General features: G+C 65.9%; 8 protein-coding genes. 1 reads left to right on the top strand and 7 read right to left on the bottom strand.

From position 1 onward, the window contains the following. Window positions 1–1,794: 1,794 nt before the first annotated feature. Window positions 1,795–2,427, bottom strand: a complete 633-nt coding sequence (locus ASF09_RS11325; RefSeq protein ID WP_060526343.1) for a hypothetical protein — start codon at window positions 2,425–2,427, stop codon at window positions 1,795–1,797. A gap of 364 nt (window positions 2,428–2,791) precedes the next feature. Between ASF09_RS11325 and trpC the strand changes: the two genes are divergently transcribed. Then, window positions 2,792–3,607 carry an indole-3-glycerol phosphate synthase TrpC gene (trpC, locus tag ASF09_RS11335; protein ID WP_060526345.1) on the top strand — a complete coding sequence of 272 codons (816 nt, stop codon included), beginning with the start codon at window positions 2,792–2,794 and terminating at the stop codon, window positions 3,605–3,607. A gap of 68 nt (window positions 3,608–3,675) precedes the next feature. Here trpC and ASF09_RS11340 read toward each other — a convergent pair whose 3' ends face one another. From ASF09_RS11340 to ASF09_RS11365, 6 genes are all read right to left on the bottom strand, one after another. Then, on the bottom strand, window positions 3,676–4,779 hold the full coding sequence (locus ASF09_RS11340; protein WP_060526346.1) for a DUF1176 domain-containing protein: 1,104 nt from the start codon (window positions 4,777–4,779) through the stop codon (window positions 3,676–3,678). 71 nt (window positions 4,780–4,850) lie between these two features. Next, window positions 4,851–6,560 (bottom strand): N-acetylglucosamine-specific PTS transporter subunit IIBC, encoded by a 1,710-nt coding sequence (gene nagE / locus ASF09_RS11345; RefSeq protein WP_060526347.1) that lies wholly within the window; start codon window positions 6,558–6,560, stop codon window positions 4,851–4,853. Beyond that, the gene (ptsP, locus tag ASF09_RS11350; RefSeq protein ID WP_060526348.1) at window positions 6,557–9,157 is read right to left on the bottom strand and encodes a phosphoenolpyruvate--protein phosphotransferase; all 2,601 of its coding nucleotides are present in this window, start codon (window positions 9,155–9,157) and stop codon (window positions 6,557–6,559) included. The genes nagE and ptsP overlap by 4 nt, the downstream gene beginning before the upstream one ends. A 4-nt stretch (window positions 9,158–9,161) precedes the next feature. Further along, entirely contained in the window at window positions 9,162–10,355 is a 1,194-nt protein-coding gene (gene nagA, locus ASF09_RS11355; protein ID WP_235529809.1) for an N-acetylglucosamine-6-phosphate deacetylase, read from the bottom strand. Beyond that, window positions 10,352–11,359 carry an SIS domain-containing protein gene (locus ASF09_RS11360; RefSeq protein WP_056053102.1) on the bottom strand — a complete coding sequence of 336 codons (1,008 nt, stop codon included), beginning with the start codon at window positions 11,357–11,359 and terminating at the stop codon, window positions 10,352–10,354. The genes nagA and ASF09_RS11360 overlap by 4 nt, the downstream gene beginning before the upstream one ends. A 121-nt stretch (window positions 11,360–11,480) precedes the next feature. Then, window positions 11,481–12,218: a GntR family transcriptional regulator gene (locus ASF09_RS11365; RefSeq protein ID WP_056052211.1), complete on the bottom strand. Its 738-nt coding sequence runs from the start codon at window positions 12,216–12,218 to the stop codon at window positions 11,481–11,483. Window positions 12,219–12,295: the final 77 nt, after the last annotated feature.

The following is a 12,295-nucleotide window of genomic DNA, read 5'->3' on the forward strand; positions in this document are numbered from 1 at the left end:
GCATCGCTACCCGTTACGACAAGCTTGCGGCTAACTTCCTGTCAGCTGTCGCGCTCGCAACAGCGGTCGCCTTTTGGATGTGAATGAGTCTGAGCCCTAGTATCGCCCAATTGTAGACGATCATTGATCAAACCGGGCGAACGTCTGTAGCTTAGCTAGAGCGCTTGCCTTGCATTTCATGATATTGCAGAAAAACACTGGCGCGCCGAAGAGAGAAGGGTCTCCGCTGGCCGACGGTGAGGAGGGGGGGGGCTGGAATGATCGTATTGCTCCTAGCCGGGGTGACGGACGTGGATTACCCGCGTCCGCCTATCATTAGTCCGCTACGGCCGTCGCAAATGACCGGTCCTTTTCGCTATGGCTACGATTCGAAGGACGCAGGCGCCACAGCAAGACTCCTCCTAACGGTTGATCCAACCGGAAGAATTATACATTGCGATGTCGTCGTTCCAAGCGGCCATCCCAAGTTGGACACAGCCGGTTGCAAGCTATACCTTGGTATCAAGGGGCAGCCGGCGCTTGGTGGTGATGGGAAACCGGCATACGGAACAATAAGCGCAGGAGTAACATTTTTCAAAGATGGAGGCCTGATTCCACCATCTGTTGATCTCCAGCTGGTAGTTGAGCGCTTGCCTGACCCAGGCGCTGTTTTCGCTAGGCGGTTTTCTTCACTGATCGTGGGTCTAACCGGCAAAGTGCTCACGTGCAGGAACATGCTGTATGGCCGCGCGTCGCCCGATGCGCTCGACCGTGCCCTCTGCAAGGTCGCCGCGACTTCCGTCACCTTCAAACCAGTTTTAGATGTTGCGAACAGACCGACTGAATCTGTCCAGGCTTTTGCCGTCGAGTTTTCCACGAAGGATGCGCCTGTTGTGCGACCGGGGCCCTCGCTGCCGCCTGAATAGCCGGGCCACATCAACCCTGCGCGTTAATGTCTGCTCCCGCCCACACTCGGACGTTACGGCTGCAACTTGCAGTTTCGAAAGCGGACATCCGTTCATCACGATGATGCCAGCTCGGCCGTGACGTGATGCAAAAATCAAAAGTTTTGCATCAGGCCGGACAGTAGCGCGGCGGGCTTAAGAGGGTTGGAGGCAATCCGCCTTCGTTCAGTTAATCCTAACCCTTCAAGCGCATGCTTTGAGCATGATACGCCTTCTCACGATCGTCACCGCGTCTGTAGCCCTCGCCAGCTGCGGCAGCGCGTCTGCACAGTGCGCTACTCACGATGCACAGGGCCTCGTTGCCTCGATGAAGCCGGCCGAGCAGTTCAGGTCGATACTGACCATGGCAGTTGGGCGAACCCAGACTGCTGCTATGGTCAAGGCACGGGACGGAGCTTCGGGTGACCAGAAGCTTGCGCAGGCAATCGACGCGGCCGTTAGGCGTCACAGCGCAGAGTGGGAGAAGAACTTGGTCAGTAGCTGGCAGTCGCTTAGCGCCACCGAGATTGGCCAAGCATGCGCCGCTATGCAGAAAAATGATCAAAGATCATTCATGCCCTTCGCTGAACGCGTCGGACCCCAAGTGCAGTTACGAAACGAACCCCTGCTACGCAGCGCTGCCACTGAGGTACTCAAGACCGTCTGGTAATCCGATTTGATGCAAAACTCACCGATTTCGCATCGGCCAGAGAACGGTTGGAAAGCTGGGTATCCGCCGATGCAAAAACCTGATGCATTTGGCGAGCGCATTCGATGGCAGGTTTACCCGGGTGCGGCCCCGAAAGCCGCCCGGACGCTTTCCTTCTCATTCCGGCCGTCCGCTTTCGCCCAATTGTCGCCGTTAAACTAATCAAAGATCGACCCCATAAGCGCACTGCGCCTGGAGCATATCGTCCCTGACCGTTGGAACTGCCCCTTCAAGATACCGGTCGAGCGGCATTAGCATCGCATCCGAAATCGCTTGATTAATGAACTTGGGATCAGTGGTCACATAAAGGTCGAGTGGCATTTCGCCTTGGTCAATAATTAACCGACTACCATCTGATCCAGTGAAAAGTAGGGCTTTGGCTACCAAGCAAGTGTGCTCCGCCCCGGCGGGAACTTGGCCGAAAAACCGATCCTTAGAGCTACTATACCATCCGTCTGGTAACGCTTCGACGGGGATGCTCCAGTCGTGTATCCATAGAACATCGACTCGCCACTCAAAAAATGGCCATTTTACCGCGCGACCTACGGCTTCCTGCTCGCCCTCCCGCAAAGTCGAATAAAGAGGTGCTTGGATCGCGAGAGTGAACACTTCGAATTTAAATACGATGTCGCGGCTATCGCTTGTAACCAGCAAGGGTGCTTGGCCACTGCGCCACAGCCACAACGCAGATATGCGCCCATGATCGACAGAGATTGTGTAGCCGGTCAGAGCGGACGCCAAGGACCGAAGGTCGGCCGCCTCAGCCTTGATTGTCTCGGGTTTGGCGTCGATCATGTCAACATCGTATCGCGCCTGCCACGAAGCGCAACATCCGCTATTCGCTCCGGACACACCAATAGCCGCCAGACCGCTTTCCTCTCCATCTTGGCCATTCCGCTTACGCCCAGTTGCAGACATGGGCAACCTAGCCGTGATTTGGCGAATATGCCCTCGCCGAACCGCGCGTCCGGGCGGACAAAAGTGCGCCGGGCGCCCACCTCGGCCTCTAGCCAATCGCCGAGATGATCGAACGCTGCGATTAATGGCCGGTTCGGCCGGATGCGCGCCCGGTCGTTGCCCTGTAGAAGCCGTCCACCTGCACGCCTCCGGACGGCCGACGCCGTCTCTGGCAGCAGCGACCAAAGGAATTGCATCTGACATGACCAGCATCCTCAAGAAAATCGAAGCCTATAAGCGCCAGGAAATAGAGGCCGCGAAAGCCACGGTATCGCTTGCCGACCTCCGGGCGATGCAAGCCGATCAGGAGGCTCCACGCGGCTTTCACAAGGCCCTGGTCGCCCGGCAAAGCGCCGGCCTGTTCGGGCTCATCGCGGAAATCAAGAAGGCCAGTCCATCGAAGGGCCTGATCCGTTCGGATTTCGATCCACCCGCCCTCGCGCGCGCGTATGAAGCAGGCGGCGCGGCATGTCTTTCGGTGCTGACGGATGCGCCGAGCTTCCAAGGTGCGCCGGCGTTCCTCACCGCCGCTCGTGCGGCCTGCAGCCTGCCGGCGCTGCGCAAGGACTTCATGTTCGAAACCTATCAGGTGGACGAAGCCCGCGCCTGGGGTGCGGACTGCATCCTTCTGATCATGGCATCGCTGTCCGATGACGACGCGGTTCGCCTCCAGGACCGGGCTTTCGCGCTGGGCATGGACGTTCTGGTCGAGGTCCATGACGAACCGGAAATGGAGAGAGCGCTGAAACTGTCCTCGCCGCTGATCGGTATCAACAATCGGGATCTGCGGACCTTCGAAGTCAGCCTGACGAACAGCGAAAAGCTGGCGCCGATGGTACCCGACGATCGCCTGATCATCGGCGAAAGCGGCATTTTCACGCACGCTGACTGCCAGCGGCTCCAGGCTGCCGGCATCACGTCGTTCCTGGTCGGCGAAAGCCTCATGCGCAAAGACGATGTCGAGACCGCGACGCGCGTTCTATTGAAAGGCGAAGACGCAAGTTCGATCCAGGAATAACCGCGAGCTGAATTCCGACGCGTCATCCGTGCCCTACTCGTGCCCTCCCCCGAAGGGGAGGGGGCGGGTCAGGGCCGGATCACGCGGGCGCGCCAGGTGGTGATGAAGTCGGCGTTGCCGCGGCATTCGCGCATTTCCGACTGTTCGGAGAGGCGCAAGCGGGTGCCGTCCCAGACGAAGCTCTGATGGACGCCGCAGTCGCCCAGGCCGCGGCCCTTTGCGTCGCTGGTCAGGACGCCGTTTTCGAACGCGCCGTTTATGACGCTTTTGACGGGAGTGCCGGAGTCGGCACCGGTCGCCTCGAAGCCTGCCGGGGCGTCGAACTGGGCTGGGGTGATCCCGGCGCCGTCGACGATGAAGAGCGCGCTGATCAGATTGTAGGCACCGGTCGAGCAGGGGAATATGACCAGCGACTTGCCGCCGCCGAGCGCGTGCGTTTCGGGCGTGAAGCCCTCGGCGGTGCAGGTGGCGCGTTTGCGCAGCGTTGCGATCTGGGTGGCGGTAAGCTTGGCGGCAGTGCCCGACGGCGCGATCGTAGCGACGGCCGGGAGCGGCGGCGTGAGCGCGCGTGACGGGGCGGAGCCCTTGGCGACGATCGCGTCGGTGCTGCCGACACGGCCTTGTTGCGCGTCGATGTAGCGGAGCGCGGCGGCGGCGCCTTTCAGCGACAGCGTCGTGAGTGTGCGATTATCCGCTCCGCGTACAGTCAACGTCGTGCCGTTCGCCATCGCCGCAGCGAGGCCAGCTGCGTCGCGTAACGCGGTGGGTTTGCCGTCGACCGCAAAGCTGGCGGGTTGCGCCGCCTGCGCGTTGTCCGTTGCGATCTTGACCGAGACTGCACCGGCGGGGCCGGGTTCGCGCGTGATGTTCAGTGTGATCGGCGATCCACTGCTTGTCGCAATGCCGGCTTCGGGCAGCAGCGCGGCGAGCGTGCACCGCAGGCCATTGTCACAGCCGACTGCCCAGTCGCCGAAGGTCTTCAGCACGCCCGGCGTCGGCTTCAAGTGGGTATCGGTGACGGCCTTGGGCGTGGCCGGTGTCGCGCGTGTCTCCGTAGGCGCCGGCGCGGTCGCGTTACGCGTTTCCGGCGCGGTGGGCTGGGAGGAGGGTGAGCAACCCGCCATCGCCGCGGCTATAATCGAGACGGGGAGCAGGGCCGAGTGTCGCATCATCTGTCGATCCTAGTATTTCACCAGAGTGCCGAAAAGTCGTCGAGCAACCTTCCACCGGGGCCTGGCATCGCTCAGGTGACGATGAGCGACGCGGCGCGGTTGCCGTCGAACAGCAGGTGGACGAGGCCGGGGGCGGGGCGGGCGACGGCGTGGACGCCGAGCGCTTCGAGCGACGATAGCGAGGTGCGGTCGGCGTCGTGCAGGCGGATGCGCAGTCGCGTGCCGTGGCGCGTGGCGGCCTCGATATTGTCGGTGCCGCCCAGTGCTGCGATCGTCGCGGCTGTCAGGCGAATGTCCGCCGGGACATCGGCGGCCGGTTCGGCGACGACCGGGGCTGGGCCACCGGCGGCGATCGCGTCGCGGATCTCGACCGCGACCGAATCGGCGATCGGGCCGAGCACGATCTGGAGCGCCTTGTCGGACGGACGGATCAGGCCGCGAGCGCCGAGCGCTTTGAGCCGTGCCTCATCCACCGCGCCCTGGTCGACGACGATGAGGCGCAGGCGGGTGGTGCACGCGCCGACGCTGGTCAGGTTGGCGGCGCCGCCGAGCGCTTCGGCAAACGCGGCGCCACGCTCGCTCTTGGCGACGGTTGCAGCGGCGATGGGTGCGTCGCGCTCGCGGCCGGGGGTCGGCAGGTCGAGGCGCTTGATGACGGTGCGGAACAGCACGTAATAGATCGCGGCATAGGCGAGCCCGACCGGGATCAGCAGCAGCGGCTTGGTCGCTTTGCCATAGTTCAGCACATAGTCGAACAGCCCGGCGGAGAAGCCGAAGCCCAATTTCACGCCGAGCGCGTTCATCAGCGCCATCGATAGGCCGGTCAGCACCGCGTGGATCGCGTAGAGCACGGGTGCCAAGAACATGAAGCTGAACTCGATCGGCTCGGTCACGCCGGTCAGCGCCGAGGTGAGCGCGAGGCTGAGCAGCATGCCACCGACCGCCTTGCGACGCTCGGGCAGCGCCGAATGGTACATCGCGAGGCAGGCGGCGGGCAGGCCGAACATCATGACCGGGAAGAACCCGGCCATGAAGGCACCGGCGGTCGGATCGCCGGCGAAGAAGCGGCGGAGGTCGCCCGTCGTGCCGTGGTAGTCGCCGGCGACGAACCAGACGATGTTGTTGAGCAGATGGTGCAGCCCGGTGACGAGCAACAGGCGATTGAGCAACCCGAACGCGAACAGGCCGAACCCGCCGGCGCCGCTGATCCCGTAGCTCAAGCCGTCGATGCCGGTGCTGAGCGCGCCGAAGCCGAGGCCGACGATGATGCCGAGTACGAGGCCCGCGACGCCGCTGACGATCGGCACGAACCGACGTCCGCCGAAGAAGGCGAGATATTCAGGGAGCGCGATGGCGGAGAAGCGGTTGTAGAAACTGCCGCCGATCAGCCCCGAAAGGATACCGATCGGGACGTCGAGCCGGGCGATCGCCTTGGCTTTCCAGGCGGCGGTGGCGAGTGCGATCGTGTCGCCGGTCAGTCCCTTGAGTGCGTCGGCGGGGACGGTCATCAGCGCTTGTGCGCCTTGCGTCGTCACGAGGTAGCAGACCACGCCCGCGAGACACGCGGCGCCGTTGCCGTCGCGCGCGAACCCGGTGGCGACGCCGATCGCGAACAGCAGGCCAAGGTGCGAGAAGATCGCGTCGCCGGCGGCGCTGAGCACCGCGATGTCGAGCATGTCGGGCTGGCCGAGCCGCAGCAACAGGCCGGCAACAGGCAGCACCGCGATTGGCAGCATCAGTGCGCGGCCGAGCGGCTGGAGGGCTTCGAGCACGGACTTCATGGGCGAAACTCCCGGGCGAGCGTTCGCACGTCCGCGGCTGAGATACAGTTCATGGCGGCTGCGGCATGCGCGCGGCAGGCGTCCATCGTGAGCGTCGCGACGAGCGCCTTGATTTCAGGCACGAGTGCCGGCGCGGACGAGAGTTCGGTGACGCCGAGCCCGATCAGGATCGGTACCGCGAGCGGATCGGAGGCGAGGCCGCCGCACACGCCGGTCCATTTGCCGTGGACCGCACCGCCTTCGCAGGTCCGCGCGATCAGGCGCAGAACGGCGGGATGGAGCCCGTCAAGGTCGCTCGCGACCGCCGGATTTCCGCGGTCCATCGCGAGCGCATATTGTGTCAGGTCGTTGGTGCCGATCGACAGGAAGTCGGCTTCGCTGGCCAGCAGGTCGGCGGTGACCGCGGCGGCGGGTGTCTCGATCATGATGCCAAGCGCGACATGCTCGGTATGCCCGGTCGCGGCGGCAGCGGCGTCAAGTGCGGTGCGGACGCTGCGGAGTTCGGCGAGGCTTGCGATCATCGGGACCATGATCCGGCACTGGCCGGCGGGGCGGACCGCGAGGATCGCGCGCAACTGGGCGTCGAGCATCTCGGGATAGGCGAGACCGACGCGGATGCCGCGCAGGCCGAGTGCGGGGTTTTCTTCCGCGGCGATCGGCAGATAGGGCGCGGGCTTGTCGCCGCCGATGTCGAGCAGGCGGACGATCAGCGGGCGACCGTCGAGCGTGTCGGCGATGCGCTGGTAGTCGGCGGTCTGTTCCTCGACGCTGGGCGCGCTTTCGCGTTCGAGGAACAGGAATTCGGTGCGGAGCAGTCCGCAGCCTTCGGCGCCGTTGCGGACGGCCGCGTCGGCGTCGTCGGCCGAGCCGAGATTGGCGAAGGCTTCGATCCTGACGCCGTCCTGCGTGCGGCATTCCTGCGCGGCGTTGGCAAGTGCGGCGCGGCGGCGTTCGGTCTGCGCGTCGAACGCGGTTTGCGCGGTCGCCTGCGTTTCGGCGTCCGGTGCGACGTGGAGCAGGCCGGCGCCGGCGTCGAGGATCAGCGGCGTGCCCGCCGTGATCTCGGCGAGGGCGGGGCCGACTGCGACCAGGGCGGGCAGGCCCATCGTCGCGGCGAGGATCGCGACGTGCGAGGTCGGACCGCCGCGCTCGACGCAGAAGCCGACGATCGACGCGGTGTCGAGGCCGAGCAGATGTGAGGGGAGCAGGTCGTCGGCGAGCAGGATCGTGCCGGGCGGGAAACTCAGGCGTTCGTCGAGGTCTTCGCCGGCGAGCGCGCGGAGCACCTGGCGTTCGAGATCGAGCATGTCGTCGGCGCGCTCGGCGAGGCGCGCGTCGCCGGTCGCTTTGAGCGCATCGGCTTGGCCGCGGATCGCGGTGCGCCACGCGTAGGCGGCGCTGTCGTCTTGCGTGATCGCGGCGTGGGCGTCTTCGGTCAGCGTCGGGTCGTCGAGCAACGCGGTATGCGCGGACAGGATCGCGCGCTCGGCGCCGGTTGCGGTGGCGGATTTGCTTGCGAGACGGGCCGCGACCAAGCCGAGCGCGGCGTCGAGTGCGGCGCGTTCGGTGGTTGCGCCTGCACCTTCGCGGGTCACCGCGATCTCGGCGAGGCGGAAGAGCCCGGCCTGGCCGATCGCGATGCCGGGGGAGGCGGTTACGCCGGGCAGGCGGCCGTCGGCGGGGAGGGTTGTGGCAGGCTTTCGCGCTCCTTGTTCCCCCGCGGAGGCGGGGGCCCAGGACCCAGCAGCGCCGTCGTTCGTGATTCCTGGGCCCCCGCCTTCGCGGGGGAACACGGAAGTGGGCGGTGATGCTGCCGGGGGCGTGGGGGCACCGGACCCGGCCTTCTCGCCCATACCGCCGAGGATCAGGTCGCCGATTGCGGCAAGCGCATCCGCAGCGTCCGGGCCGGTGGCGGCGAGCGTGATCTCATCGCCGAGCTTTACGCCGAGCGCCATCAGCGCGACCGGGCTGCGGACGTTGCCCTCGCGCTCATCCTTCGTGATTTTGACTTCAGACACGAATTTCCGCGCGATCTCGCCGATCCGGGCTGCTGGCCGCGCGTGGATGCCGTGGACCAGTGGCACGACGATCGTGCGGCGGACCGTGTCGCCCTCGACCACCGCCACGTCGGCGGCATCGCGCGGTTCGAGCGTCATGATCGCCTCGCCTATGCCGACCAGCTTGCCGGTTTCGCGACGAACGATCGTGAAGCGCTCGGGGTTGGTGACGATCACCGGGGTGATGACCGCGCGCGCTTCGCAGACCAGCAGGTCGAGGTCGAAGCGGATCAGCGGGTCGAGCCGCTGGACGCTTGCGCCCTCGGTCACGCACGGGCTGAACCCACGCCCGCCGAGCGCGACCGTGTCGAGCCCGATGTGCATCAGGATCTCGGCGCCCTCTGGCGTACGCAGCGTGATCGCGTGGCCGCTCGCATGGACGCTGAGCACGACCGCGTCGCACGGTGCGTGCAGGCAGTCGCCGGTCGGATCGACGGCGATCCCGTCGCCCATCATCCGTTCGGCGAAGACCGGGTCGGGGACCGCCTCGAGAGGCGATGCCCAGCCCTGGAGGGGCGACGTCAGGATGATCGGCTTCATCGGTTCACGTCCTGCCCGCGACGAGTTGGCCGCCGATCCAGGTGCCCGCGGGCTTCAGATCGGCGGTGAGCGCGACCCAGTCGGCGCGCAGTCCAGGCGCGAGCGCACCGCGTTCGTGCGACAGGCCGAGGAAGGCGGCGGGGTTGGTCGCCGCCATCGCTGCCGCGGCAGGCACGTCCGCCTGCGTGCGTGCGACGAAGTTGCGGACCGCGCCGGCCATGTCGAGATCGGAGCCGGCGAGCGTCCCGTCCTCGCCGAAGCACTTGCCGTCCTCGACATGGATCAGCCGCCCCTGAAGGCGGAAATCCTTGTCGACCGCGCCGACCGACGGCATCGCGTCGCTGACCAGCATCAGCCGGTCGTGGGGGCGGGCATTGAGCGCGAGGCGGAGCGCGGCGTCGTGGACGTGCAGGCCGTCTGCGATCAGCCCGCAATAGACGTGGCGATCGTCGAGTGCCGCACCGACCACGCCCGGCGCACGGTGGAGCAGCGGCGACATCGCGTTGAACAGATGCGTGATGCCGGAGAGGCCTGCACCGACCGCGTCGATGATCGTCTCGTAATCCGCATCGGTATGGCCAGCGCTGACGATTACGCCACCGGCGACCAGCCGCGCGATCGACGCCGCATCGGTCAGTTCGGGGGCGAGCGTCACCATCACGCGACCCTTGCGCGGACGGATCAGCAGTTCGATCATCGCATCGTCGAGCAGCCGGAATTTGGCGGGATCATGGATGCCCTTGCGCGACGGGTTGATCCACGGACCTTCGATATGCGCGCCGACCACGCCGGGAACGCCCGCCTCGATCGCCGCGTCCATCGCGTCGAGCGTCGCCGCGATCACCTCGGGCGTGTCGCTGATCAGCGTCGGCATGAACGCGGTCGTGCCGTACGGGACATGCGCGGCACCGATCGCGGCGATGCCGGCGACGGTCGGCTGGTCGTTGAGCAGCACGCCACCGCCACCGTTGACCTGCGTGTCGACGAAGCCGGGGACGAGCCAGCCGCCCCCCAGATCGACGACGCGATCGATCGCATCGGACGGCGTACCATCGAGTGCGTCGATCGCGGCGATCCGGTCGCCGTCCACGGTGATCGTCGCGCCGTTCAGCAGCGCATCGCGCGTGACGATCGTACCGTTGACGAAGTGCATCCGAAGACCGTTCCTACCGTCGTTGCTCATGGTCTCGCCGCTCATACCGTCCGCGTGACCTTGCTGAGATGAAGCGGTGCGTCGGGGTTCAGTCCGCGGCGAAGCGACAGCGCATTCGCCATCCGATAGAAGCTCTGGATCATCAGGATCGGCTCGATCGCCGGGTGCGCGGTCAGCGCGACCGGGGTGCCGTCGGCATCCGCCTTCGCATCCGCCAGGCAGACGACCGCACCGCGTGCGCGAAATTCCGCCGCCGCCTCGCGGACGCCGTCGCCCGCCGTGTCGGAGGTCGCGAAGGCGATCACCGGGAAGCCGTCGTTGACGATCGCCATCGGCCCGTGGCGGACTTCGGCGGCGCTGAACGCTTCGGCATGCAGTGCGCAGGTTTCCTTCAGCTTCAGCGCGGCTTCCTGGGCGATCCCGTAGCCATAGCCGCGGCCGATCACGAACAGGTTGTTGGCGTTCGCCAGCGCGTCGACGATCGGCGACCAGTCGGCGCCGAATGCGAGCGTCAGCATGTCCGGCAGCGTGTCGACTGCGTTCGCCAGCGCGTCGTTCTGCGACCACGCCGCGGTCAGGCCGGCGAATGCCGCGAGCGCGCAGATGTAGGATTTGGTCGCCGCGACCGACTTCTCCGGCCCGGCCTTCAGCGCGATCAGCGTGTCGGCCATTTCCGCGAGCGGCGACGTCTCGTCGTTGACGAACGCGACGACATAGGCGCCGGCATTCTGATACGCGGTGACGGTCGCCAGCAGATCGGGGCTGCGGCCGCTCTGCGATACCGCGATGACGAGCGCGGTGCCGGGCGCCATCGGCGCGGCATAGACCGACGATACCGAGGGGGCGGCGGACGCGACGGGTACGCCGAGCAGCGTCTCGATCAGGTACTTGCCGTAGGTCGCGGCATGATCGGACGAGCCGCGCGCGCACGTCACGACCACGGCAGGCGGTGCGGCACGAAGCCGTTCGCCGAGCGCGGCGAACGCATCGCGGTTGGCGGACAACAGCCGCGCGACCGCATCGGCGGATTCGGCGGCCTCGCTGAACATCAGCGTCCGGGTTTCGTCGTGCAGCGTTTCGTTTTGAAGCGTGCCGTCTTGCAGAGTGGACGCGCGGTCCTGGATAGTCTCGTTCACTTGATGCCCCCCGGCCGACGCGCGCGCGCCGACGTCAGATGTCGTTGAGTTCGGCGACGAGGTCGTACGCGTCGCCACGGTAATAGGATTGGGTGAATTCGGCCGCCCGCCCGTCGCGCAGGAACCCGCGGCGTTCGATAAACAGACCCGCATGCCCCGCATCGACGCCGAGCATCTTGGCGTGTTCGGCGCTGAAATGGACCGCGCGCAGGCGCTGCAACGCGCGCACCTGGCGATTGCCGGCCACTTCGAGCGCCTTGTACAGCGAGTCCTGCACCGCATCGATCGATGGCAGACAGTATCCCGCGATGGTGGTGTATTCGAGCGCCATCGGCACGTCGTCGGCATAGCGGATACGCTGGAAGCGATAGACCGCCGAGCCCGGCGACAGGCCGAGCGAGAGCGACTCCTCGGGCGTGACCATTCCCATCGTCCGGCTAACCCAGGCGCTGCTCGGCGTGCGGCCGCGCGAGATCATGTCTTCCGAGAACGACGAGAGTTTCGAGAAGCTCTTTTCGACGCGGGTTGCGACGAACGTGCCGGCGCCGCGACGCCGCGTCAGCAAACCTTCCTCGACCAGCCCGCCGATCGCCTTGCGCACGGTGATGCGCGACACGTCATATTCTACCGCGAGATCGCGCTCGGCTGGAATGGCGTCGTCCTTCGCCAGCACGTTGCGGTTGATCGCGTCGCGGATCAGCTGCTGGAGCTGGACGTAGAGCGGGGCGGGGTTGCCGTCCCGGAATCGGCCGATGCTTGTGGAAAAGGACATATAGGCGACTTTCGCTGATGCCGGAGCGGGCCTCCGATAGATGCAGCCCGGCAACCGATCTGGGATACGTTATGTAT

This window comes from Sphingomonas sp. Leaf242, assembly GCF_001422045.1.
Taxonomy (GTDB): domain Bacteria; phylum Pseudomonadota; class Alphaproteobacteria; order Sphingomonadales; family Sphingomonadaceae; genus Sphingomonas.

What these genes read in the sequence shown, in the direction of transcription:
- ASF09_RS11325 (WP_060526343.1), bottom strand. Translation starts at nt 2,427, where the DNA reads ATGATCGACGCCAAACCCGAGACAATCAAGGCTGAGGCGGCCGACCTT.
- trpC (WP_060526345.1), top strand. Translation starts at nt 2,792, where the DNA reads ATGACCAGCATCCTCAAGAAAATCGAAGCCTATAAGCGCCAGGAAATA.
- ASF09_RS11340 (WP_060526346.1), bottom strand. Translation starts at nt 4,779, where the DNA reads ATGATGCGACACTCGGCCCTGCTCCCCGTCTCGATTATAGCCGCGGCG.
- nagE (WP_060526347.1), bottom strand. Translation starts at nt 6,560, where the DNA reads ATGAAGTCCGTGCTCGAAGCCCTCCAGCCGCTCGGCCGCGCACTGATG.
- ptsP (WP_060526348.1), bottom strand. Translation starts at nt 9,157, where the DNA reads ATGAAGCCGATCATCCTGACGTCGCCCCTCCAGGGCTGGGCATCGCCT.
- nagA (WP_235529809.1), bottom strand. Translation starts at nt 10,355, where the DNA reads ATGAGCGGCGAGACCATGAGCAACGACGGTAGGAACGGTCTTCGGATG.
- ASF09_RS11360 (WP_056053102.1), bottom strand. Translation starts at nt 11,359, where the DNA reads ATGTTCAGCGAGGCCGCCGAATCCGCCGATGCGGTCGCGCGGCTGTTG.
- ASF09_RS11365 (WP_056052211.1), bottom strand. Translation starts at nt 12,218, where the DNA reads ATGTCCTTTTCCACAAGCATCGGCCGATTCCGGGACGGCAACCCCGCC.